Genomic DNA, 25,058 nt, shown 5'->3' on the forward strand with positions numbered 1-25,058 from the left:
AAAACTAGGAGCAAAAGTGTATGCAGTTGGTAAGGATGGAAAGAAATATACAGGAACGGTTGATGATAATGGGCAATTTGAAATTCATAGTGTTCCAGTAAGTGATACAGAATATAATATTTTCGTAGAAATGCCAGGTCATTTAAATAGTAAATTAACTACAAAAATAGGGAAAATGCAGGATGGAGAATTAGTGGGACAAAACTTTAGAGCTGATATGGATGACAGCCTTGCAGGTGATGTAAACGGCGATAAAATGGTAGATATTCAAGATGCTAGAATAGCAGCTCTTTCATACGAAAAAGGAAAAGTGGCTGTAAAAGATGGAGATGTCAATCAAGATGGTGTTGTAAATGAAACAGATATTCGTTTTATTGAGAAGAATTTCTTGAAAAAGGGTCCAGATGCCAAAGAAAATCAGAAACCGAAAGAAAATGTAGGGCCAGTGACGTTAGATAAAATCTTACGTTCCATTGGATTAGAGCCAAAAAAATAAGTGGGCACAATTCTAGAGTAAACTAAGTGATAAAACAATGAGTATAGAATTAAATAGGATTTACTAACAATGGACCGGTAATGATTCGATGTAACATTACCGGTTATTCTTAAAGTGATAGTTATTTGTATACATGAAGTAAATAGTTTAACGTTGGTTAGGTTTCGTTATGGGGAATATTATTTGTTTAATTAGTATTGTTTGTGGGATGGAAATAAGGTTTGGAGTTTGAACTTTAAAAATAGGAGGACTTGTGAAATGAGTATTAAGAAAAAACTTGGTATGGGTGTTGTAACTGCAGGGCTTGGTTTATCTTTAATTGGCGGGGGGACATATGCGTATTTTAGTGATAAGGAAGTATCACAAAACACGTTTGCAGCGGGTACTTTAGATTTGAGTGTTAATCCTGAAGTTGTTATTAATGTCGACAATATTAAACCAGGTGATGAAATGGAACGCGGTTTTCAATTAGTTAACAAAGGAACTTTAGCGATAGGAGACGTGAAACTTCTTACAGATTATAGTGTAATCGATGCTAAAGGAGATAATGGAAGTGCTGATTTTGGTGATCATATCCGTGTCGATTTCTTATGGAATTTGGATAAAAATGAGGTTCCAATTTGGTCTACTACATTATCTGAATTAAAGGTAGCTACGCAAAACGGAAGTATTCCTGATCTTGTACAAAAAGGTGTTGTAGACCGAGAAGGAAATGGACTTGCTCCTGGTGATGATGATACTTTCTATGTAATGTTCACATTTGTAGATAGCAATGAAGAGCAAAATGTATTTCAAGGAGATTCATTAAAATTAAATTGGACTTTCAATTCAATGCAGACAAAAGGTGAAGAGAGATAAAGATAAATGTTATATATAAGAATAAATTGATAAAGAATTGAGAAATAAAATTTTTAATAGTGTAAGGGTTGATTTAGTGAATCAACCTTTTTTGTGTTTTGAGAGAAAATTATGCTTGGATTATTTGAAAAAAAAATAAGCTTGAAAGTTACGTTACGTCATCTTTTATACTTAAGGAAACAAGGAGTAGAGGGATGGTGTATATAATTTTGAAAAGTATGTGGGGATGGAAAGAAATTTTATATTTATTTGTGTTTGTATTTATTATTGTCCCAGTAACAGTTGAATCTCTTTTTTATAACTATGCTTTAAAAATAATAGGGAACTCATTATATGCTGGAGTATTAATGGGATTTATAATGGCAGTGATATTTACTACTGTAGTTTATTTTTTTTGTATAAAAAGATATAAGCTCTCGTGGAGAGATATTGGAATTCGGAAGCTTTCATGGAAAGATTTCTTATGGACATTTGGAGCGGTTATTTTCTTAATTGTAGTTAGTATTGCTGTATTAATGATAATGGAGAAAATGGGTATTTCTTTTGAAAATAGTAAAACGGAAACGGTCCAAAATGATAAATCAATATATTCATTCTGTATCGCGGTAATCGGAGCAGCAGTTATATCACCAATCTATGAAGAGATTTTGTATCGAAGGGTTTTTTATACGTTTTTTCGTGATAAATATGGTATATGGGGCGGAGTGCTTATAAGTTCCATAATATTTACCGTTGTTCATATTCCAACATATAACACATTACCAGTGAATTTTTTAAGTGGAGTAGTATTTGCGTGGTTATATGAGAAAACAAATTCTATTTTATCAGCTATAATTGCCCACGCACTATTTAATTTCATAGCAGTACTTTTAACATTTGTGTCGAATTAAGAAGATATATAGGAGGGATACATATGGAAATAGCTGTAGAACGTGTTTTTACAAAAGAGGTTTTAAAAAGAGCAGCGAGTTTGTTTCATGTAACAGTGGAAGAGAAGCCACTTGGAGATTTTGAAAATTATATTTTTAAGGCGAAGGGCGATCGTGGTGAAGATTATGTATTACGTTTAACTCACTCTTCTCATCGTTCTAAAAAGGGAGTCGAAGCTGAACTAGATTTTTTACGATATGTTGCGGAGAATGGGGCAAAGGTAGCAGGACCTCTTTATTCAACGTCTCAAAATTTTGTAGAAGAAATTAGAGCAGAGGATGAAACTTTCTTTTTCGCTTCCTTATTTACATATGCAAAAGGTGAGCAAGTAAAAGGAGAAGAATCTCCTTATTGGGGAGAGACTTACTTTGAAGCATGGGGAAAAGCGATTGGCCAACTGCATCGCCTAACAATGAACTATCCTAAAACAGACTATCGTGATACGTGGGAAGAAGACGAAAGTGGGATTGTTAATGAATTAGAAGATGATCAAGTGAAAAAGATTGCAGCGGTATTAATGGATGAAATAAAGGCTCTTCCAATTGAAAGAGAAACGTTCGGCCTTATGCACGGTGATATCCATCCCGGTAATTTTCATTATGATGGTAAAGAGCTAACAATCTTTGATTTTGATGATGCGGCTTATAATTACTTTATACATGATTTAGCGATGGTTCTCTATTACTCTGTTCTATTTACACCGTGGACAGCGGAAGAGAAGACAGACTTTGCTCGTAAACAGCTACAAGTGTTACGAAAAGGCTATGAGTATGAGCACAGACTAGCGGATAGTTGGTACGAATCGTTACCGTTGTTTTTACGTCTACGTGATGTTGGTTTATACGGTACACTTCAAAAGAAGTTTAAGGGGAAAGATATGCCAGATAACTTCCGAGAATTATCAGAAGAGCTATATGAAAGAATTATAAAAAAAGAAGCAATTGTGAATATATAATACATTTTTGTGAAAACAAAGTATACAGAATAAATGTATGCTTTGTTTTTTTATACAAAAATATGTTTGTTTTATTAAAATAATATTGTTATAGATTCAGTATACACTTATAATTTTATATATATTCTGAATATTCTTTATAAAGGAGGAGGGGGAATGTTGGAAGCTTTCGTAAATTGGTTAAATAATATTGTTTGGAGTCCAGCACTTGTTTATTTATGTTTAGGAGTAGGTTTATATTTTTCCATTCGAACGAGGTTTTTACAAGTAAGGCATGTAGGCGAAATGGTAAAGCTGACATTTCAAGGTGAAAAATCAGAGGCTGGTGTTTCTTCATTCCAAGCGTTAGCACTTTCGTTATCAGGGCGCGTTGGGACAGGGAATATAGCTGGGGTAGCAACAGCGGTTGCATTCGGTGGACCAGGAGCTGTATTTTGGATGTGGGCAGTGGCCTTTTTAGGAGCAGGATCAGCTTATGTAGAATCTACATTAGCACAAATATATAAGACGAAACATCAAGGGCAGTTTCGTGGTGGACCTGCTTATTACATTGAAAAAGGTTTAGGTGTGAAATGGTATGCATTAGTATTCGTTGCAGCGACAATTCTTGCAACGGGGCTTTTACTACCAGGTGTGCAAGCAAATAGTATTGCTGTAAGTTTAGAAACAGCTTTTGGAATTAACACTACCGTATCAGGGGCTTTATTAGTTGTTGTATTAGCTCTTATCATCTTCGGTGGAGTAAAGCGAATTGTTAACGTGGCACAAGTTGTCGTACCGTTTATGGCAGTTGGTTATATTTTAGTAGCTTGCGTTATTGTTGCTATGAATATTGAAAAGTTGCCAGAAGCATTTATGTTAATTATAAGAAGTGCTTTTGCATTAGAGGCGGCTTTCGGTGGTATTATCGGTTTAGCAATTTCTTGGGGAGTAAAACGTGGTATTTATTCCAATGAGGCAGGGCAAGGAACTGGACCACATGCAGCAGCTGCTGCGGAAGTATCACATCCAGCTAAACAAGGTTTAGTGCAAGCATTTTCCGTTTACATTGATACATTATTTGTTTGTTCAGCAACAGCATTTATGATGATTATTACAGGCATGTATAACGTATTTGATGCAAGCGGAAAAAACTTTATCGTAAATAAATTAAATGGTGCTCAGCCGGGACCGGGATATACACAAGCTGCGGTAGAATCTGTTTTCCCTGGATTTGGAAACGGTTTCGTTGCAATTTCGTTACTATTCTTTGCATTTACAACAATTATGGCGTATTACTACATTGCAGAAACGAATATCGCGTACTTAAATCGTGATAAAGACCGTCCTTGGCTGTCTATGGTACTAAAATTTGTATTTTTAGGAGCTGTATTCTACGGCTGTATAAAAACAGCAGCAACAGCTTGGGCTTTAGGTGATATTGGTGTAGGGATTATGGCATGGGTAAATATCATTGCGATTTTACTACTACAAAAACCCGCATTAGTCGCATTAAAGGATTATGAAAAGCAGAAAAAAGAAGGAAAAGATCCGGTATTCGATCCAGAGCCATTAGGAATTAAAAATGCTGATTTCTGGGAGCATGAATACGGAAAAGATAAGAAAGAAGAAGTATCTTAATGAACACTCCCCCACTTAGCAAAGCTTGAAGTGGGGGTTTCTAACGTTTCGACCTAACGGACGATTAACGTCAGGGGAGTTAACACATTAGCGAGCTGTTTGACGCCTAACCCCTCTATCCCATTTGTCCATGCATTTGGGACTACTTTTCGTAAAATGTTAGCCGCAGCATTTACATCTGCATTAATTAAAGTTTTATTTGCTGAACGATATATGCCGCGCTCTATTCGTCTTCCTGAAAAAGTTGTATTTTGGTCATTTTCTCCATACGTTGGAATGAAGTCGTTATCCAGAAAACTTGCTTTCGATGTATATGATTCTTCAGTTACAACAACTTGAATGCCTACAGCATTTGCTTTGTATGTAATCATTTGAATCAGTAAACTATGTGGGATATGACAAAACGATTGGTTATTTCTTTTTCCTATATTCGTTTCTTGTTTCCAACTTTTGTTTTGACCAATAACGATTTTACAAACTTCTTCTTCTTGAGCTAGTTTTACGATACGGTGACTAACTTTATGGAAGACGTCTTTTATTTTCAAGTAACGTTTTTGATGAAGTTTTTCTATCCTTTTAGAAGTAAAAGGTCCTTCATTAGTTTGTTTTCCATTTCTAAGAATGCTTGTAAAATGACTCTTCATTTTGTTGTAATATTGATTTATGCTTTTGACATGTTTGCCCTTAACAAGGACAGGTTTCATACCTGTGTTTGTTACGATGGTTGCAAGGTTATCAATCCCTAAATCAATACTCATATAACGAGCATTCTCTTCAATAATTTGTTGTTCAGAAGGAACATCAATTACCAATTCCACTACATATTCATTGTATTTTGGAATCACACGAACTTGTTTCAGTTTACCTTCAGTGAAACCTAGTTTCCCAATATTTAATTGTAATTTCGTCTTTGGAAACTTTAAAAATCTACCGTTTTTAATAATGCAATCTTGGTTTGTATACAGAATCTCTTTTTCAGAAGAACGAATATACTTTGGAATCCTAGGCATTCCAGCATATTTGGTTGGATTCTTTTTATAGTCTTTTAAACTAGCAAAAAAAGATTTCCAATTTTGGAACAGACCTTTCATGATTGACTGGCTACATTGCGTAGGCAAAGCTCGATAATCATTTTGAATCATAACCTTAAATAGTGCATCTAGAAAGTTGTAATCTACATAAGGTTTTTCAAAATTAGGTTCTGAAAACAAATTACATTTAATCTCTTTCTGTTCTTCTTTAGGCTTTAATTTCTCTTTTTCCAATTTCTTCTCATAGGCAAGACGTTGTGTGTCATTCATCTTACCAATATTTTTATGAATATTATCCAGAACTTCTTTTTGCAAAGGCTGCAACTTTTTTTCTTGTGTTAATCCAGTGTACACCTGGCGTATATAAAAGTTTGTGGTGTTGTACATGTTCTTAGCGTTATGACAACATTCTTGAAAATAAGAATACATACGATGCCCTTTTTTAATCCAAATTTGAAGAGTTTTATAGTTTGATGGATTTTCCTTTGTCATTTTATTCACCTCCTTGTTAAGGATATTATAGCAAAAATAGAACGTATGTTTCTGTTTTTTTCTTGAAAATAAAATATTTCTTTCGATTCACCTCACCACCTTCACTTACGTTTAGAGGTGGGAGTTCTCTCGAAAGGCATGATAGAAATGAAGAAGCAAAGGGAAATCCCTTTGCTTTTTTTATGGACAAAATGAGGCTGGAAGTTATTTTTTTGCCCATTTTTGAATATAAAAAGAATGTACATGCTTTGTTAGGGGAAGGAGGGGGAGAGTATGTTGATAGAGTTTCGTAATGTAAATAAATATTATGGCAACTTTCAAGTTTTAAAAGATATTAATGTGCAAGTGAAAAAAGGTGAAGTGGTAGTAGTTGTTGGTCCTTCAGGATCAGGAAAAAGCACGTTGCTTCGGTGTATAAATCAGCTAGAGACAATTACAGATGGAGAGTTACTTGTACAAAATACGGAGGTACACAATACAAAAACAGATATGAATGAATTACGCCGGAATATTGGGATGGTCTTTCAACATTTTTATTTATATCCACATAAAACGGTTCTTCAAAATATTACACTAGCACCGATTAAAGTAAATAAAGTTTCAAAAGAGGAAGCTGAGCAAACAGCGATGTTTTATTTAGAGAAAGTAGGAATTCCGGAGAAGGCTAGTGTATACCCGCATCAATTATCCGGAGGACAACAGCAAAGGGTAGCGATTGCTAGGGGATTGGCAATGCAGCCGGAAATTATGCTATTCGATGAGCCTACGTCTGCTCTTGATCCGGAGATGATTGGGGAAGTACTTGATGTTATGAAAACACTAGCTAAAGAAGGAATGACAATGGTCGTTGTCACGCATGAAATGGGATTTGCGCGAGAAGTAGCAGATCGGATCTTATTTATGGATGATGGTCAAATTATTGAAGATACGACACCAACACAATTTTTTGCAAATCCTGAACAGGAAAGAGCTCGTCTATTTTTAAGCCGAGTGTTAAATCATTAAAGGAGGAATTTCATGCTTAAAATGAAAAAGCTGTTTACGTTAATCGTATTCTCATGTTTATTCGTACTTGTCGTTGCCGGATGCGGAAGTAAAAAAGATGAGGCGAAAGAAACGAATACGAAGCAAGGTGGGGCTGTTGAGCAAATTAAAAAGCGCGGGAAACTAGTAGTTGGGGTGAAGAATGATACGAACTTATTTGGATTAAAAAATCCTTCCACTGGGCAGGTAGAAGGATTTGATGTTGATGTCGCGAAAGCACTTGCGAAAAAAATTCTCGGAGATGAAAAGAAACTAGAATTAAAAGAAGTAACATCTAAAACGCGTATTCCACTATTGAAAAACGGTGATATTGATGCAATTATCGCAACAATGACAATTACAGAAGAACGTAAAAAAGAAGTGGATTTTTCAGATGTATATTTTAAAGCGGGGCAATCGTTACTTGTGAAAAAAGGGAGCGATATTAAAAGTATTGATGATGTGAAAAAGGGTGTGAAAGTGTTAGCTGTAAAAGGTTCAACGTCTACAAATAATATTCGTCAAAAGTCACCAGAAGCGACTGTATTAGAATTTGAAAATTACAGTGAGGCATTTACGGCGTTAAAAGCGGGGAAAGGCGATGTTTTAACGACAGATAATGCGATTCTTTACGGCATGGCAAAACAAGATTCAAATTATGAAGTTGTAGGGAAAATTTTTACGGATGAACCGTACGGAATTGCAGTGCAAAAAGGTGCAGATGATTTGACGAAAGAGATTAATAGCTTACTAAAAGATATGAAAGCGAATGGGGAATACGATAAATTGTATGAAAAATGGATTGGACAAAAACAAGAGAAGTAAAGTGAAACTTTAATTAGTGGGGCTTTATTTCTAGTGAATAGTAACAGTGAGAGGATGAGGAATGCTCATCCTCTTCTTGTAAAGAAAGAGAGGAGAATATGTGCCTGATTTTTCTATATTAACGAATAACATTGATATGTATTTAGAAGGCTTTAAGTATACAGTTATGTCTAGTGTAATTGCATTAATAGGAAGCTTTATTTTAGGAGTAATTTTGGCTGTAATGCGTATTGCACCTATTCGTATTTTAAATTGGATAGGATCAGCTTTTGTGGAGTTTGTAAGAAATATTCCACTTGTATTAATTGCATTTATATTCTATTTTGCTTTACCTGTAATAGGAATTACTTTAAATGGGTTTGTAGCAGGAACAGTTACGCTTACCGTATATACGGCAGCGTTTATTGCGGAAGTTATTCGCGCTGGTATTTTATCAGTCGCAAAAGGCCAAATGGAAGCAGCACGTTCCTCAGGATTGACTTATACGCAAGCAATGTACCATATCGTTTTACCCCAAGCGATGAAAATCGTAATTCCTCCTCTAGGAAATCAATTTCTCAATTTAGTAAAAAACTCTTCCATACTCGGAATTATCGCTGGTACGGATTTAATGTATCAAGGAGACTTAATTTCAACGAAGACATTGGTTACGTTCGACGTCTATATATTTGTCGGGATGTTTTATTTAATATTAACAATTCCGCTCAGTATGCTAGTGCGTTATTTAGAAAAACGCTTAGCAAAGGAGGCGGTGTAAATGGATTTTAAGGGAGCAATTACAGGAGATCATATTCTGTTTTTATTAAAAGGATTACTTATAACACTAGAGGTAGCGCTCGTAGCGATTGTACTTAGCTTTATTATTGGTAGTGTAATAGGGATATTGCGGTATATGAAAATACCTATCGTCTCACAAGTATTAGGAATTATCGTTGAAGTAATTCGAAATTTACCACTACTTTTAATTATATTTTTCACGTATTTTGCACTTCCAGAAGCAGGCTTGAAATTAGAAATTATAACAGCTACAATTGTTGCTTTAACAATATTTGAAGCAGCAATGATATCTGAAATTGTTCGAAGTGGTTTATTATCTATTGAAAAAGGACAGATTGAGGCTGCAAGATCTTCAGGATTAACGTATGTTCAAGCGCTTTGGCACATTATTTTACCACAAGCATTAAGAAGAATGGTCCCGCCGCTTGTTAGTCAGTTTATTTCATTGCTGAAAGATACATCATTAGCAGTTGTTATATCACTGCCAGAGCTTATGCATAATGCTCAAATTATTAGCGGACAGAATGTGAATTATATGATTCCAACGTTTATAGTAGTAGCTTGTATGTACTTTATCATAAATTATAGTTTATCAATTTTATCGAGAAGATTAGAAATTCGTTAACCTTTACAATATATGTAAAGGTTTTTCCTTGTTTCTCCTTATTTTCCTTTAATTATAATCTAAATCTCGCGATAATTCGATTTTTTATATTGTTTTATCAGAAAAGTTTTAATTTTATATAGAAATTGTAATCGCTTTCGTGTATATTTTTATTATCAGAAAATTTTAACAAGATATAGGGGTATCGGTAGGGGGAGGATTTAGATGCAGCAACCAACGAATGAGAAATTACATCGTACGATGAAGAGTAGACATTTATTTATGATCGCACTAGGTGGGGTAATTGGGACTGGTTTTTTCTTAGGTTCAGGTTATACCATTAATCAGGCTGGACCAGGGGGAGCCATCCTTTCATATTTAGTGGGCGGATTTATTATGTATTTAACAATGCTTTGTCTTGGAGAGTTAACGGTAGCAATGCCGGTTTCAGGTTCTTTCCAAAAGTATGCGACGAAGTTTATTGGGCCAGGAACGGGCTTTATGATTGGCTGGCTATATTGGCTTGGCTGGGCAGTGACAGTAGGACTAGAATTAACGTCAATTGGTTTAATGATGAAAAGATGGTTTCCAAATGTTGATGTTTGGGTATGGTGTCTCGTATTCGGCGTTATTCTATATGCGTCAAACGCAATTTCGGCGAAAAGTTATGCTGAATTAGAATTTTGGTTCTCTAGTATTAAAGTAGTGACAATTCTTGCGTTTGTTGTTCTTGGTGGTGGTGCATTATTAGGGTTTATATCATATGACGGAAAAGAAGCAGCACCTCTTTTCTCTAACTTTGTAAGCGATGGTGGATTATTCCCGAATGGACTAGCTGCCGTATTACTTACAATGATTACGGTTAACTTCTCATTCCAAGGAACAGAGTTAATCGGGATTGCAGCGGGAGAAAGTGAAAATCCAGAAAAAACAATTCCACGTGCAATTCGTAATACAGTATGGCGCATTATGTTATTCTTCATTTTAACAATGACGATTTTAGTAGGATTAATTTCTTGGAAAGAAGCAGGGGTAATTGAAAGTCCATTCGTAGTCGTATTTGATAAAATCGGTATTCCATACGCAGCTGATATTATGAACTTCGTTATTATTACAGCGTTACTATCTGTAGCGAATTCAGGATTATATGCGGCAACTCGTATATTATGGTCACTTGCAAATGAAGGAATGGCACCAACATCGTTCCAGAAAGTAAATAAGCGTGGTATTCCAATTACAGCACTGGTTGTAACGATTGCAGTAGCTGGCCTTTCTTTATTCACAAGTTTCCTTGCAGAAGATACAGTGTACATGTACTTATTATCTATAGCTGGTTTGTCAGCTGTTTCAAGTTGGATCATTATTGCTTTATCGCAACTTCGCTTTAGAAGTCAGTATATAAAAGGCGGAGGAAAGTTAGAGGACTTAAAGTATAGAACGCCGTTATATCCAATTGTTCCTATTTTAGCTTTAATTACAAATAGCATCGTTGTTATTAGTTTAGCGTTTATTCCAGAACAAAGAATGGCGTTATACTGTGGTATTCCATTTATCATTTTCTGCTATATATATTATTATATGAGTAAGAAACGGAAGAAACCGATGAAAGTGGAGATGGAAGCGAAGTATGAAAATAAAAATTAAGCATGATGGTATAGAGGCAGATTTATCGTATGGTCCATTAGCTATTGGAAAAGAAAATGGGTATTCACCGTTACAATTACTCGTTTCTTCTATCGCAGGATGTAGTGCAATTGTCTTTCGAACAATTTTAGAAAAGAAACGTATTACATACGATACGTTTACAATTGAAACGGAAATTGGTAGAAGTGAAGCTTTATCAAAACCAGTTGAAAGTGTTCATTTGCACTATAAAATTAAAGCACAAAACACTACAGAAGAGCAATTGGATAAGGCACTACAACTTGCAGTGAAAAATTGCACGATTGTTCAATCGGTAAAAGATAGTATAAAAGTTACGGAAACAATTGAACTAATAAAGTGAAACATAAAAACGTGAGAATACGGCTCTCACGTTTTTATGTTTTAGAGAGAGGAGAAAGTGTAATGGAATAATTAGACTAAAAAGCTGCTTATATTTAGCAGCTTTTTCAGTCTCCATACATATGTAAAATTTCTTTCGCGCGTATACGTAAACCATCTATCAATTCTTTCGGTTCTAAAACTTGTGCATCTTTTCCAATTCTATAAAATAAAGGAGTAATAAAGTTAATTTCACCTTTATCAATTGTTGAATGTATATATCCTGTCCCGTCTTCGTTTACTACTACGAATTCTTCAAGGTAAGGAACGCTTTTACATTGGCGCACACCTTCTGCTGTTAATGAGACATGTAACTGAGTAGGAGTGTGTACTACGTTAGAGCTAGAGGCAAACCATTCTTCTAAATTCATGAACGTATTTTTATTTTCTTCTGTTGATAATATAGAAAGAATACGATCAACGCGATACAGTAAAACTTTTTTTCTACTGAAGTCATAGGATGGTAAGTACCATAGCCCGTCATGAGCATATACACCGATAGGGTGAACATGCTTTGTTTTTATTCCCGATTTAGATTCGTATTGAAAGTGTAAATTTTTATTTTCAATAGCCGCAGTTAACACTTCGTTTAAAAGTGGTGTCTCAATTGTTCTCTTCGGATTCCAAAAAGTGATATAAGAACGTATTTTAGCAACTTTCGCTTTCGCATCATGTTGTAGAGAACTATACAGTTTATGTGTAACGGAATTGATTTCTGCGTTGAAGGGCAAGTCTCGATAGTAACTTAAAGATTGAAAAGCAAAAAAGATGGATACTGCTTCTTCTTCGGTAAATAAAATAGGCGGAATGACTCTATTCGTTAATACTTTATATCCTCCGTTACGACCTTGTTCTGCGTAAAGGGGTAATCCCATATCACTTAAATCTAAAATATATCTATGGACAGTACGAACAGAAATGTTAAATTCATCAGCTATTTCCTGAGCTGTAAATGTTCTTTTCGCAGAAGCGAATATAAGAATGTCTAGTAAACGTTTTGCTTTTGACAACTATCTCACTCGTTTCTTTTTTAACATGACATGAATTGTCATGTTTTAAGGTTAGTATAGTGTGTATAAGGTCATTTTATCAATATACGTTGCAAGGAGGAAAAGAGATGTCACGTGAAGTTGTTTTATTTATAGCTGTTAGTTTGGATGGATATATTGCGAAAGAAAATGATGATTTAGAGTGGTTAATGGAAACGGAAGGAGAGGGAGATAACGGTTATACAGAAATGTATGAAACGATTGATACAATAATTATGGGAAAAAGAACGTACGATTATGTAGTAGAGCATATAGAACCATTCCCGTATGTAGATAAAAAATGTTTTGTTTTCTCTAACTCAGAAAAAGGTTCAAACGAACACGTGGAGTTTGTAAATGAAGATGTAGTGGAGTTTACGAAAAGGTTGAAAGAGCAAGAAGGATCTAAAATATGGATGGTCGGTGGAGGGAGTCTATTAAGAGAATTCTTTAAGAATAATTTAATTGATGAATATGTTGTTACGATTACACCGCATATATTAGGTTCTGGAGTTCCGTTATTTCAAGACAAGAATCCAGAAATTAATTTAACTTTAACGGATACGAAACGTTTTGGGCAATTTGTAAATTTATATTATAAAGTAAAATGATAAAGAAACACGACTACTATCAGTAGTCGTGTTTTTGTATAGATGGCAATGAAATGATAAAGCAAGACCCATGATCGACTTCGCTCGTTACAGTAATATTCCCGCCGTGTAGTTCTACAATTTCTTTTACGATAGATAGTCCTAAACCAGTTCCGCCTGTAGCTCGTGATCTTGCTTTATCAACTCGATAAAAACGGTCGAAAATGTGAGGGAGGTCTTCAGGCGGAATACCTTCGCCTTCATCTTCAATTGTAATGGAAATACGTTTATGTTCTTCTGTAACAGAAATATTTATATGAGAATGCTTTTGTGAATGTCTATAAGCGTTATTTAAAATGTTTACCACAACTTGTTCAAATCGCTGTTCATCTAAGTTTATTAGCAGTGTAGGAGGACAAGAGAAAGAAACTTTAATGTATCTTTCTTTATACATGGCATTTACCTTTTCGGCTATGCGAGTAAGGAAGGTGTGTAAATATACTTCCTTTACTTGAATAGAAAAGTTATGTTGTTCCATTTGTGCAAGTGAAAATAAATCTTGAACTAAGTTCGTAATATAATCAGACTCATCTTTTATAATAGATAAATATCGCAAACGTTGCTCAGGAGATGTGTTTTCCTTTAAAGCAATGTCAGCATAACCTCTTACGTATGTTAACGGTGTTCGTAATTCGTGAGCAACACTTGCTAGAAATTCACTTCGCTCTGTTTTCATATAATGTAAATCATTAGCAAGCGTTTGAATAGACGATGCTAGTTCACCAATTTCGTCATTTCGAGTAGTCGTTAACGAAACGGATAAATCGCCTTTACTCATTTTTTCAGTGGCATGTTTCATGTGTAACAATGGCTTTGTTAACAACCGTGATAAGAGAAAGATGGTGATGACTGTTAATAGAAACGTAATGACTCCTGCAATAATGAATTGTCTTGTTAGCCCGTTAACCATTTCCTCGATTGATTCTGTTCCGAGAAACATATATACGTAGCCTTCCGTTTTTTCAGCCACTACAATGGGGCTAACTGTACATATATAATTAGATGTTTTCCAATGATTCTCTATAATTGCTCCATCATGATCTGTGCGTGTTTGCATCTTTTCAATATGCTTTTTTATCGTAGTATTTATTTCATTGGATTTAGCTAGCACATCCTTATTTGCATTTGTAATAACGACAGTGGTTTCGGCTTCGGATTCCATTAGTGCAACATGGGAGATTGTTTGCTTATCAAAATACTTTTCAAGGACATCCCGATGACTATTTCCGCGCTTTAATAAAGCTGTCATTTCTTCATTTACTCTATTGTTGACAAGGCTATAATAAAGCAAGACAAATAGAACACTTTCGATTAAAAGTGTAACAATTAAAAAATAAAATCCGAGTTGAATAGATATTCGCTTCATCGTTTTGCTCCTTAATCTAGAGTATCAATCCACCGATATCCGACTCCGTAAACAGTTTTTAAATGATGATCAATAGGGAAATTTACTTTTCGTAATTTATCACGCAAATTACGAATATGTGAATCGACTGTTCTATCTTCTGTATTTGTATTTAATCCCCAAATTCGTTCAATGAGCTGATCACGGCTTAACACGTAGTTCACATGACGTAAAAATAACCCGAGTAAAGAGAATTCGATTGGAGTGAGAAGAAGTTCTTCATTATAGACAGAAACGAAATGCTTTGCCTCATCCCATAAAATGCCGTGATATTGGATTTGCGCGTGTTGATTCGTTCGCCTTAAAACAGCTTCAATTCTTGCGAAAAGCTCTTCTTCATGGAAAGGTTTCGTTACGTAATCATCCGCTCCAAGTTTTAACCCTTGGATGACATCTACCGTTTGATCACGAGCCGTTACCATAATGATAGGAACGTTACTAAAGGATCGAATTCTTTTGCACGTTTCCCATCCATCCATCTTTGGCATCATAATATCGAGTAAAACAAATTTGAAATTTTGATTTTCTATATGTGAAATAGCTTCTTCCCCGGACACTGCACATACGCAGTTATATCCGATTGGAGTAAGATAAAGCGTTAATAATTCAAGCATTCTCGGCTCATCATCTACGAGTAGTATATCGACCATAGAGTACCTCCGCATTTGTAGTTATTACTTAAATTGTAAGTCAAAATCATGAAGAAATGGTGCAGATTATCATGCATCTGCATAATTTCTTCAGAATTGCTTGTTATTGTAAAGTTGAAATTTCATTTTAGGTAATCATATTGGCTCGAAAACGATTCAAACGGAGGCGGTATAGTGAAACAGATGACCCGAATCTTTGGGATAACAATAATTACAGCAGTTGGTCTTGCTGCATGTGGACAAACGAACACGGATCATAAAAAACATGAATCTAAAGAAGAGAAAAAAACAGAGCAAACGGAAATGAAAATGAATCAGGAGGTAACTGCGCCGAAAGAAATGAACGAAGGTGCATCGAATGGTTTATTAACGACAAGTTTAAAAAATGTAACGAGATTAAACACAAACGATCCTTTGCAAATGGCAGTAGTAACTTCGCAAACGATATGGCCAGCAACGCATAAAGAGAATCAGCCAGGCGCTGTTATTTTAGTGCCAGTAAACGAGTGGCAATTAGGTATTGCGAGTGCGGATCTTATTCACCATCCGAATAACGGTCCAATTTTATTTATAGAAAAAGAAAAGGTACCCGAAATGACGTTAAAAGAAATAAAACGATTAAATCCGCTCGGAACGAAAGATGGAACACAAATTATGGTGATGGGGGATGTAGGTCCATCTATCCTTGAGCAATTAAAAGCATATAAAGTAAAGCAAATAAAAGAAACGGATCCAGCTATATTTGCTAAAGATGTGGATAAAGAATATGCCGATATAACAGGAAGTTATCCAAATAGTGTTATTATCGGTTCGTCTGAAGAAGAAGGGCGTTTATACACAACACCAGCTGTAAATTGGATTTCTCATATGCCAGAACCGCTTTTATATACAGAAAAAGATAAGGTGCCAGAAGCGACGATAGAGGCATTAAAAATGAGAAAAGATAAAGCGAATATATATGTATTAGGACCAGAAAAAATCATTTCAAAAGCAGTAGCAAAAGAGTTAAGTAAATACGGAAAAGTAACGCGTATTAGTGGAGAGACTCCAACAGAAAATTCGGTTGCATTTGCGAAGTTTAAAGATGAAAAAACGAAATTTGGCTGGGGGTTCACAAAACCAGTTCACGGTTTATCATTTGTTTCAAGCAAAACACCAGATTTAGCAGTTGCAGGAGCACCATTTTCACATATGGGTAAACACGCACCTATTGTATTGTTAGAAGAAGGGAAAGCTTCACAACCAGTGTATGACTTCCTTGCTAGTATTCAGCCGAAGTTTAAAGATGACCCAACGCTTGGACCATATAACCACGGCTTCTTATTAGGAAGTACGAGTGATATTTCATTTGAAACACAAGGTATATTGGATGAGAGGCTAGAGATTGTTCAAGAAAGTGGTCAAGGGCACGGTGGACATTAATAAAGTGAGTAAAGGCGCTGCTAAGGTAGCGTCTTTTTCTTTAGGAAACTTTTACATAGCAAAAATCTCTCTACTCGTTATATAATATCCTTCGTGCAGTCGGCCGAGATTTTCTTATGGAGAAAATCAAATGATAAAAGAGTAGAGGAGTGGTATTTTGTTTCAAACGATAAAAAATGACTGGTTCTCCAATGTGAGAGGAGACGTGCTATCGGGAATTGTCGTTGCTTTAGCGTTAATTCCTGAAGCGATTGCTTTCTCAGTTATTGCAGGCGTGGACCCGACCGTTGGGTTATACGCAGCCTTTTGTATTGCAGTTACCATTTCATTTGTTGGCGGACGAACTGGGATGATTTCAGCTGCAACAGGTGCAATGGCATTATTAATGGTCACGCTCGTTAAGGATCATGGTTTGCAATACTTATTTGCTACAACAATATTAACCGGTATTGTCCAAATTATTTTTGGCGTGTTCAAACTGAGCTCATTTATGAAGTTTGTTCCTAAATCTGTTATGAGTGGTTTTTTAAATTCACTTGGAATTTTAGTTTTTACAGCGCAATTGCCACATTTTAAAAATGCAACTTGGCAAATGTATGCACTTGTCGCATTAGGACTTGTAATTATATATGTATTTCCACGTATTACGACAGCTGTACCGTCTACACTTATTTCCATTATTATTGTGACAGGTATTGCACTTATGAGCGGATTACAGTTAAAAACAGTAGGGGATATGGGAAGCTTGCCGAAAGAATTACCGTTCTTTAGCATGCCTGACGTGCCTTTTACACTTGAGACATTAGGGATTATTTTACCGTACGCAGTTATGCTTGCAATTATCGGTTTACTAGAGTCTTTATTAACAGCTTCAGTTTTAGATGATATGACGCATACGGAAAGTAATAAACATAAAGAGGCACGTGGTCAAGGTATCGCAAACATTGTCGCTGGTTTCTTCGGAGGAATGGCAGGATGTGCAATGATTGGACAATCTGTTATTAATATTAAATCAGGTGGACGAGGTCGTTTATCAACATTTGTAGCGGGTGGATTTCTAATCGTATTACTGTTCGTTTTAGGTGATTATGTCGTTCATATTCCGATGGCAGCTTTAGTTGCAGTTATGATTATGGTTTCAATTGGAACATTTGATTGGAACTCTGTAACAACGATTCATAAAGTACCAAAAGGAAACGCATTTGTTATGATCGTAACAGTTGTGATTGTCTTAATTACACATAATTTAGCATTAGGTGTAATTATCGGAACAGTAATTAGTGCGGTTTTATTTGCATTCAATATGGCAAAGATTCACGTGAAACATTTATATATTGAAAATAAGAAAATATACGAAATTCATGGTCAACTTTTCTTTGCATCTACAGCAGACTTTATAAATAATTTTACATTTGAGGAAGATGTAAAAGAAATTGAGTTGAATTTTACTCACGCACACGTATGGGATGATTCAGCAGTAGCCGCAATTGATAAAGTTATCATGAAGTATGAACAAAGTGACGTGAAAGTAAGTATAACGGGATTAAATGAACGAAGCTCGAAAATTATTTCAAATTTAGCTACTTATAATAAAAGAATCGCAAGTTAGAAGCCTCCTTTTTAGGGGGCTTTATTATATAATACGGGTAGGATAACGAAAAGGGGATTCAGCATATGTACAAACAAATTATATTAGCATGTGACGGTTCTGAACATGCACTTCGAGCAGCGGAACATGCAACATATATTGCGAAATGTAGCGAAGAAACAAATGTTGAAGTTGTGTACGTAGTAGATAATAGAACGGCAAAATCAGATATTATACAAGGTCAAACAGATTTAGAAACAATATCGGCTAGTCGAAAAGATAAATTAAAAGAGATTGAAGGTTTATTAAAGAAAGAGAACATTTCTTATAAAATTACGATATTACATGGCGATCCAGGAGATACGATTGTTCAATATGTAAATACAGGGGATATAGATCTCGTTATCGCTGGCAGTAGAGGGTTAAATACATTGCAAGAGATGGTACTTGGTAGTGTCAGTCATAAAATAGCAAAGCGTGTAAAATGCCCGGTGATGATTATAAAGTAAATTGAATGAGATATTTTGTAGTGTAAGCAAGACCTTGATGTAATTCGAGGTCTTTTTTGACGTATAAAGGGAGAGAGCTTGGACATACTAGATATATAAGTTTAAAGGGAAATTATTAACTTACAAATTTGTAAGTTAGTTGTTAGTAAAATCGATGTTATGAAAATTTTCCCATTGGTAAAATAAGAGTATCAAAGGGGAGATAGGGAGGATGGAAGCAATGAAATCATTTCAAAATTTATCATACAGTCAAGGGGTAAGCTTAATTTGTTTAGGAGGATTTGCTGCATCTGTTACGTTAGCTGTTGTAATAAAGATGATTCATCAAATCTTTTAATCTTACAGTAGGAAAGGAATTGGTTGTTATTAATAGCGAGAGAAGGGTTATAAATAAAAAATAGCTCCTAGCATGTACCTCAGTGCTAGGAGCTATTTTCTTATTTCTCTGTTTCTGCTTTATCACTTGTTACGCTAACGTTACCCCATTTATATTGATCTTCTGGTGTATATTTATAATCCTTTACGCGATTATTTACACCTTTTAAGTCAAATTTATAATGAAGTGGAATTAATGGTACTTCATCATGAACTAATTTTTGCCATTTATCGTATACATCTTTACGGTACTTTTCATCAGCAGCTTCTTTAGAAATACCCTGTTTTAATAATTCTGTGTTTTTGTCAGTAGACCAACGTGTGTAATTGAACGCTGCATTTTTAGCCCAAATACCAGAAGGGTCTGGATCAGATGCAGTTCCCCAAGCGGCAGCGAAAAGATCAACTTTTGGATCATCTTTTTTAATCATATCGTAGAAGGAGTTGAATTCGTGTAAGCGACCATCAAGAAGTTCTACTTTTAGGCCGATGTCTTTCCAAGATTGAATAAAGAATTTTGCAAGTGGTTCACTTACATCGCTACCACTCATTGATAAGAAATTAGCTTTAAATTCTTTACCATTCGGATCTTCACGGAATCCATCTCCGTTCGTATCTTTATAGCCAGCTTCATCTAATAACTTTTTAGCTTTTTCTACATCTTTATCATAGGCACCAACTTTATTGTTATGATATTTTGGTAGAGATGGTGGGATTGGTGAGTTAGCTGGATAACGTAGGCCATGATATAATTTTTCACCAATTTCTTTTCTATCAATAGCATAAGCCATTGCTTGACGTACACGAACATCTTTAAATTTCTCCTTATCCATCACTACTTCTTCTTTTTCTTTATCCATATGGCCTAACTTAAAGCCGATATAGCTATAGTATAAATCGGTTTTACCGACTAATTGTGCATTTTTTAATTTACTTACATTTGGATACTGATCTGCACTTACTTCAGCAATGTCAATATCACCATTTTTTAAGGACGCGTTAACAACGGAAGGGTTAACAACTTTTAAAACCATGCTTTTCAGCTTTGGTTTTCCGCCATAATAGTCATCAAAACGTTCAAATTCAACGGATTCTCCAGGAGTAATTTTCTTCACTTTAAAAGGTCCGAAACCAATTGGGTTTTTACGGATTTTATCAGACTCTGCTAATTTATCGATTGGTACATCTCCTAAGTATTTCTTATGAAGAGGATATGCCCAAAGTCCAGTTTTCACTGAAGGATTCGGTTCTTTAAACGTAATCGAAATTGTTTTTGGGTCCGTTACCTTGATACCTGAAATTTTTTCAGCTTTTCCATTGTGGTAATCTTCCATACCTTCAATCATTTGCATTTGAGTGTCATAGCGAGAACCAGCATATTGTTTGCTACCAATTACTAGATAAGAGTATTCTAAATCCTCAGCAGTAACAGGGTTTCCATCATGCCATTTTACATTATCTTTAATTTTTAGTGTAATTGTCTTTTTATCTTTAGAAATTTCATATGTAGCAGCACCATCATTCGTGTATTCCCAGTTTTCGTCATTTGATAATAAAGATTCATCGAAAATTGTAATGACCTGGTTATCAGGATCTCCTTCATATACAGCGAAGTTCAAAAGTCCTTCAAATGGTGTGTTAGAAACAAGACCATATGTTAATGAACCATCTTTAATTTCCTTTTTATCATTTTTAACAGATGCACTAAATTTATTTGTATCTACTTTTTTTGTGCTGCTCGTTTTTTCACTACCACCACTGCCCCCACATGCTGAAAGTAGTAATGTTGAAACTGCAAGTGTACTTAATACTTTGAAAAACTTTGGCTTATTTGTCATTTCTTCCACCCCTTATCCTTTTCTTTGTCTTGCGTCGGCCGAACGGCGTAGCGCTTGACCAATAAAATTTATACAAAGCATCAATGTTAAAATCATGATTGATGCGGGTAACCAAATCCACCACTTCTCTTGTAATACATCTGGATTTCTAGCATAACTAACAAGTGTACCAAGGCTTGGTGTACTTTCTGGTAGACCAAATCCTAAGAAGGTTAGACCAGATTCAATACCGATGTTTCCAGCAAGGTTTAATGTAACGCTAACAATGATAATGGAACTTAAGTTAGGTAGTACTTGGAAAAGAATGATCTTCCAGTTTGGTGTTCCTAAAGTTTTTGATGCAGAGACATAATCGAGTTCTTTTTCAGTTAATACTTTTGAGCGAATTAATCTTGCCTTTCCTGTCCATAAGAACACGCTCATAATTAAAATGAAAGTGAAGATATTGAATGTAGGAACAAGTGTAATAAATACAATTACAAGCATTAAAAATGGTAAAACCATAACAAAGTCGATAATGCGCATAATGATATTATCAATTGCTCCTCCAAAATAACCGGCAATTAATCCAATTGAAAGGCCAATTACACAAGAAAGAATAGTAATTGCTAATCCAATTGTAAAGGAGTTACGTGTACCAATAATAAGTTGGCCGAAAATGTCGCGTCCTCCGTAATCTGTTCCTAACCAATGTTCAGCAGAGGGAGGAGCATAAATAGCGAATAAATCAACTCGTACAATATCTTCTTGTTTCATAATAAAAGATGTTGCGTAGACTGCTAGTAATAAGATTGCTAGGAAAATAAGTGAAAACATTGCTAATTTATCTTTACGAAGTTCTCGCCACATAATAGAGAAACCAGAAGGGCTTTTTTCGTAATGAATAACTTCAGTTTGTTTTTCAGGGTTTGCTAACATAACGTCATCTCCTTTCTTTAATCAATACGAATACGTGGATCGACGATGCTTAGAATAATATCTGAAAGGAGAGTTCCAAGTAACGTTGCAAATCCAGTAAACATAACGAGTGCAGTTATTACACTAAAATCACGTTGAGAGATAGATTGTATAAATAGTTGTCCAATTCCTGGATAGCTAAAAATACTTTCTAAAAAGATGGCACCGCCAACTAATCCTGTAATTTCATAGCCTAAGAAGGCTGCAATTGGTAAGAATGAATTTCGTAAAATATGTCTAGAATAGATTTTTGATTCTGGAACACCCTTTGCTCTTACTGTACGCACAAAATCTTTATGTTTCGTATCAATAATTTCGCTTCGTAAATATTGAACCGTACCAACTGTCGCAATTAATGCACCAGATAAAGCTGGTAATAGCATGTGATTCAATTTGCTTAAATAGTAAGCAAATGTACCTGTTGCAACTTGAGGATCAACGCTACCGCCGGTTGGGAATATTGCAAACTTAAATCCGAATAGGAAGAGCATAATTAATGCAAATATAAATAGTGGTGTAGCAAAACCTAGATAGTTATAAATGGTAATGAGTCGATCAGCCCATGTATCATTCCACCGCCCACTTATAACTCCTAGTGGTATGGCAATTAAATAAGTAAGGATAAGAATAACAAGTGCTAAAGATACTGTATTTCCAAGTCGTTCTCCAATTAAATCGGTTACTTTCATTTTATGTGCATAGGAAATACCGAAGTCACCTTGGGCTGCATTTTTAATCCAGCGAACATATTGTGTTGCAACTGGGTCATTTAATCCAAGCTTTTCACGTTGTTCTTCAATCACTTTTGGATCCGCTTTTGGATTCATTGCTCTGCCGGTTAAGGCATCGCCTGGCATTGCCTTAGCTAATAGAAAGACAAGTACACTTAACACGAATAATTGCGGGATCATCACTAAAAATCTCCGTAATATAAACTTCCACATGTTTTATCACTCCCTTATGGTAATGCCACCCGGTGCGTTGGCGAGATTGGTTTTAAATCATAAGCCCGACCGTTTTCATTGAAATAATTTTCGTATGACTTCTCGTATTCAGAGCTTACTTGTTGACGGAGCTTACGCTGTCTCTCTCTGTTTTCAGGACGAATATCAGGAATTGCTGATATTAGGCGCTTCGTATAAATATGTTGCGGATTACTATAAATTTCTGCACTAGTTGCTTCTTCGACGATGCGTCCGCGATACATAACACCGATACGATCACACATATGACGAATTACACCTAAATCATGACTAATGAATAAGTATGTTAATCCGAGCTCAGCTTGTAAATCTTGTAAGAAGTTTAATACTTGAGCTTGTACAGAAACATCTAGTGCTGATACAGGTTCATCAGCGATAATAAGCTTCGGTTTTAATGTAAGTGCGCGTGCAATACCAATCCGCTGCCTTTGCCCGCCGGAAAATTCATGTGGGTATTTATAAATTGACTCTGGATTTAGACCAACTTTATCAAGATATTCTTGAACCGCTCTACGTTCTTCATCAGGTGAGAGCTTCTCAAAATTTCGAAGAGGCTCAGCAATAATGTCGAGAACACGTTTCTTCGGATTTAATGATGAATAAGGATCTTGGAAAATCATTTGAATATCTTTTCGTTGTTCACGTAGCTCAGAGCGACTTAATTTTGTTAAATCTCTATTATTAAAATGAATGCTACCCTCTGTTGCTTTCGTTAAATGCATAATTGCTTTACCCGTTGTTGATTTGCCACTTCCGGATTCACCAACGATCCCGTATGTTTCACCCGGTTGTAATTCAAAACTTACACCATCGACAGCACGCACGTAATCTAATGTGCGGCCGAAGAAACCACCTTTAATTGGAAAATGTACTTTTAAATCTTCTACTTTAAGCAGTGCCATGAGCTACGTCATCTCCTTTCTTATCTTGGAAGTTGAAATGCTTGTAGCAAGTACAACGTACCCAATGGTCTGGTTTTACTTCATGTAAAATTGGATTTTCCTCGTGTTGATCAGGTCTAATCCATGGAATTCGAGCTTGGAAGCGACAACCTGTGCGAGGAAGCTTCGCTAACGAAGGAACGACCCCTTGAATTACATGCAATTTTTCTTTTTCACCATACGCAGATGGAATGGAGTTTAATAGAGAACGAGTATATGGGTGAAGAGGGTTGTTAAAAATCTCTTCAACTTTTCCTGTCTCTACAACTTGTCCAGCGTACATAACGACGATACGATCTGCTGTTTCTGCGACAACACTTAAATCATGAGTAATTAAAATGATGCCCATTTTCGTTTGTTCTTGAATAGATTTTAGTAAGTCTAAAATTTGTGCTTGGATGGTTACGTCAAGGGCCGTTGTTGGCTCATCCGCAATAATGAGTGCTGGGTTACAAGCAATTGCAATTGCGATAACAATTCTTTGTCTCATTCCGCCAGATAATTCGTGTGGGTATTGTTTATATGTAAGTTCTGGTTTTGGAATACCAACTTGATGAAGTAGTTCTAAGGTGCGTTCTTTTTTTTCAACTTTTGAAAGGCTTGTGTGGTAGTCTAAGTTTTCTTCGATTTGTTTTCCAACTGTCATAAGAGGATCGAGTGCTGTAAGAGGTTCTTGGAAAATCATACCGATGTTTGATCCGCGTACTTTATTCATCTCTGCGGCTGACATAGTTAGTAGATCCTTATCTCTATAGTTAAGCTGCCCTTGTAATTTTGTATTTGCTTCATTATGCAGTCGCATAATAGAAAGGGCAAGTGCACTTTTTCCGCAACCTGATTCACCAACTATCGCGACAATTTCATTTTCATGGACAGTTAACGAAACATCATCAACTGCGGCATGATAGTGATCTTGTATGCGAAAGGAAGTCTGTAAGTTTTCAATGCGAAGAAGTGGATTCTTCATGGCTATACCTCCATCTTTTCTGAAAAGACTAAATATTTTGTATGTTGTTGTTATTTTAATATAAATTGACAATGTTTGACAAGCATAAGTT

The 25,058-nt window shown here is 35.5% G+C and carries 25 protein-coding genes; 16 read left to right on the forward strand and 9 right to left on the reverse strand.

What is annotated here, in order from left to right:
• From GFJ36_RS29345 to GFJ36_RS02760, 5 genes are all read left to right on the forward strand, one after another.
• Window positions 1-496 (forward strand): dockerin type I domain-containing protein (locus GFJ36_RS29345; RefSeq protein WP_346265319.1); only part of this gene is annotated, 496 nt, incomplete at its 5' end.
• A gap of 258 nt (window positions 497-754) precedes the next feature.
• Window positions 755-1,354 (forward strand): TasA family protein, encoded by a 600-nt coding sequence (locus GFJ36_RS02745; RefSeq protein WP_000023371.1) that lies wholly within the window; start codon window positions 755-757, stop codon window positions 1,352-1,354.
• A 203-nt stretch (window positions 1,355-1,557) separates the two neighbouring features.
• On the forward strand, window positions 1,558-2,244 hold the full coding sequence (locus GFJ36_RS02750; RefSeq protein WP_097890018.1) for a CPBP family intramembrane glutamic endopeptidase: 687 nt from the start codon (window positions 1,558-1,560) through the stop codon (window positions 2,242-2,244).
• 23 nt (window positions 2,245-2,267) lie between these two features.
• Window positions 2,268-3,239: a phosphotransferase enzyme family protein gene (locus tag GFJ36_RS02755; RefSeq protein ID WP_098230519.1), complete on the forward strand. Its 972-nt coding sequence runs from the start codon at window positions 2,268-2,270 to the stop codon at window positions 3,237-3,239.
• A gap of 159 nt (window positions 3,240-3,398) precedes the next feature.
• Window positions 3,399-4,859, forward strand: a complete 1,461-nt coding sequence (locus GFJ36_RS02760; protein ID WP_097890017.1) for an alanine/glycine:cation symporter family protein — start codon at window positions 3,399-3,401, stop codon at window positions 4,857-4,859.
• A gap of 53 nt (window positions 4,860-4,912) precedes the next feature.
• Here the strand turns inward: GFJ36_RS02760 and GFJ36_RS02765 are convergent, their stop codons facing one another.
• Entirely contained in the window at window positions 4,913-6,382 is a 1,470-nt protein-coding gene (locus GFJ36_RS02765; protein ID WP_097890014.1) for an RNA-guided endonuclease InsQ/TnpB family protein, read from the reverse strand.
• 273 nt (window positions 6,383-6,655) lie between these two features.
• Here GFJ36_RS02765 and GFJ36_RS02770 point away from each other — a divergent pair, with 273 nt between their 5' ends.
• From GFJ36_RS02770 to GFJ36_RS02795, 6 genes are all read left to right on the forward strand, one after another.
• Window positions 6,656-7,387 carry an amino acid ABC transporter ATP-binding protein gene (locus tag GFJ36_RS02770; protein ID WP_048541716.1) on the forward strand — a complete coding sequence of 244 codons (732 nt, stop codon included), beginning with the start codon at window positions 6,656-6,658 and terminating at the stop codon, window positions 7,385-7,387.
• Window positions 7,388-7,399: 12 nt separating this feature from the next.
• Window positions 7,400-8,230: a glutamine ABC transporter substrate-binding protein GlnH gene (glnH, locus tag GFJ36_RS02775; RefSeq protein ID WP_000916483.1), complete on the forward strand. Its 831-nt coding sequence runs from the start codon at window positions 7,400-7,402 to the stop codon at window positions 8,228-8,230.
• A 100-nt stretch (window positions 8,231-8,330) separates the two neighbouring features.
• Window positions 8,331-8,987, forward strand: coding sequence for an amino acid ABC transporter permease (locus tag GFJ36_RS02780; protein WP_048541718.1), 657 nt, complete (start codon window positions 8,331-8,333; stop codon window positions 8,985-8,987).
• Window positions 8,988-9,632 carry an amino acid ABC transporter permease gene (locus GFJ36_RS02785; RefSeq protein ID WP_048541720.1) on the forward strand — a complete coding sequence of 215 codons (645 nt, stop codon included), beginning with the start codon at window positions 8,988-8,990 and terminating at the stop codon, window positions 9,630-9,632. It begins immediately after the preceding gene.
• A gap of 204 nt (window positions 9,633-9,836) precedes the next feature.
• On the forward strand, window positions 9,837-11,255 hold the full coding sequence (locus tag GFJ36_RS02790; protein ID WP_087983358.1) for an amino acid permease: 1,419 nt from the start codon (window positions 9,837-9,839) through the stop codon (window positions 11,253-11,255).
• Window positions 11,239-11,616, forward strand: coding sequence for an OsmC family protein (locus GFJ36_RS02795; RefSeq protein WP_087983356.1), 378 nt, complete (start codon window positions 11,239-11,241; stop codon window positions 11,614-11,616). The genes GFJ36_RS02790 and GFJ36_RS02795 overlap by 17 nt, the downstream gene beginning before the upstream one ends.
• Window positions 11,617-11,722: 106 nt before the next feature.
• Here the strand turns inward: GFJ36_RS02795 and GFJ36_RS02800 are convergent, their stop codons facing one another.
• Window positions 11,723-12,664, reverse strand: a complete 942-nt coding sequence (locus GFJ36_RS02800; protein ID WP_087983354.1) for a helix-turn-helix transcriptional regulator — start codon at window positions 12,662-12,664, stop codon at window positions 11,723-11,725.
• A 107-nt stretch (window positions 12,665-12,771) separates the two neighbouring features.
• Here GFJ36_RS02800 and GFJ36_RS02805 point away from each other — a divergent pair, with 107 nt between their 5' ends.
• The gene (locus tag GFJ36_RS02805; protein WP_087983352.1) at window positions 12,772-13,293 is read left to right on the forward strand and encodes a dihydrofolate reductase family protein; all 522 of its coding nucleotides are present in this window, start codon (window positions 12,772-12,774) and stop codon (window positions 13,291-13,293) included.
• Between the two features lie 19 nt (window positions 13,294-13,312).
• Here the strand turns inward: GFJ36_RS02805 and GFJ36_RS02810 are convergent, their stop codons facing one another.
• Window positions 13,313-14,698, reverse strand: coding sequence for a sensor histidine kinase (locus GFJ36_RS02810; protein WP_087983350.1), 1,386 nt, complete (start codon window positions 14,696-14,698; stop codon window positions 13,313-13,315).
• A gap of 11 nt (window positions 14,699-14,709) precedes the next feature.
• The gene (locus GFJ36_RS02815) at window positions 14,710-15,387 is read right to left on the reverse strand and encodes a response regulator transcription factor (RefSeq protein ID WP_087983348.1); all 678 of its coding nucleotides are present in this window, start codon (window positions 15,385-15,387) and stop codon (window positions 14,710-14,712) included.
• 174 nt (window positions 15,388-15,561) lie between these two features.
• Between GFJ36_RS02815 and GFJ36_RS02820 the strand changes: the two genes are divergently transcribed.
• The 4 genes from GFJ36_RS02820 to GFJ36_RS02835 all read left to right on the forward strand — a co-directional run bounded on the left by GFJ36_RS02820 (window position 15,562) and on the right by GFJ36_RS02835 (window position 19,243).
• On the forward strand, window positions 15,562-16,809 hold the full coding sequence (locus GFJ36_RS02820; protein ID WP_157349450.1) for a cell wall-binding repeat-containing protein: 1,248 nt from the start codon (window positions 15,562-15,564) through the stop codon (window positions 16,807-16,809).
• A gap of 157 nt (window positions 16,810-16,966) precedes the next feature.
• Complete coding sequence (locus GFJ36_RS02825; protein WP_097890012.1) at window positions 16,967-18,418, forward strand: SulP family inorganic anion transporter; 1,452 nt, start codon at window positions 16,967-16,969, stop codon at window positions 18,416-18,418.
• Window positions 18,419-18,483: 65 nt separating this feature from the next.
• The gene (locus tag GFJ36_RS02830; RefSeq protein WP_000277996.1) at window positions 18,484-18,906 is read left to right on the forward strand and encodes a universal stress protein; all 423 of its coding nucleotides are present in this window, start codon (window positions 18,484-18,486) and stop codon (window positions 18,904-18,906) included.
• Between the two features lie 211 nt (window positions 18,907-19,117).
• On the forward strand, window positions 19,118-19,243 hold the full coding sequence (locus GFJ36_RS02835; protein WP_082181333.1) for a DUF4027 family protein: 126 nt from the start codon (window positions 19,118-19,120) through the stop codon (window positions 19,241-19,243).
• A gap of 100 nt (window positions 19,244-19,343) precedes the next feature.
• Here the strand turns inward: GFJ36_RS02835 and opp4A are convergent, their stop codons facing one another.
• From opp4A to GFJ36_RS02860, 5 genes are read right to left on the reverse strand one after another with little or no spacing between them, the layout of a single operon-like run.
• Window positions 19,344-21,119 carry an oligopeptide ABC transporter substrate-binding protein gene (gene opp4A, locus GFJ36_RS02840; RefSeq protein WP_097890011.1) on the reverse strand — a complete coding sequence of 592 codons (1,776 nt, stop codon included), beginning with the start codon at window positions 21,117-21,119 and terminating at the stop codon, window positions 19,344-19,346.
• 12 nt (window positions 21,120-21,131) lie between these two features.
• The gene (locus tag GFJ36_RS02845; RefSeq protein ID WP_088061880.1) at window positions 21,132-22,037 is read right to left on the reverse strand and encodes an ABC transporter permease; all 906 of its coding nucleotides are present in this window, start codon (window positions 22,035-22,037) and stop codon (window positions 21,132-21,134) included.
• A gap of 17 nt (window positions 22,038-22,054) precedes the next feature.
• On the reverse strand, window positions 22,055-23,020 hold the full coding sequence (gene opp4B / locus GFJ36_RS02850; protein ID WP_088061882.1) for an oligopeptide ABC transporter permease: 966 nt from the start codon (window positions 23,018-23,020) through the stop codon (window positions 22,055-22,057).
• A 14-nt stretch (window positions 23,021-23,034) separates the two neighbouring features.
• Window positions 23,035-23,961, reverse strand: coding sequence for an ABC transporter ATP-binding protein (locus GFJ36_RS02855; protein WP_001196373.1), 927 nt, complete (start codon window positions 23,959-23,961; stop codon window positions 23,035-23,037).
• Window positions 23,948-24,967 (reverse strand): ABC transporter ATP-binding protein, encoded by a 1,020-nt coding sequence (locus GFJ36_RS02860; RefSeq protein ID WP_000795363.1) that lies wholly within the window; start codon window positions 24,965-24,967, stop codon window positions 23,948-23,950. Before GFJ36_RS02860 ends, GFJ36_RS02855 begins: the two co-directional genes overlap by 14 nt.
• Window positions 24,968-25,058 lie beyond the last annotated feature (91 nt).

The organism is Bacillus sp. EE-W1, assembly GCF_009760835.1.
GTDB classification, from domain to species: Bacteria; Bacillota; Bacilli; order Bacillales; family Bacillaceae_G; genus Bacillus_A; species Bacillus_A wiedmannii.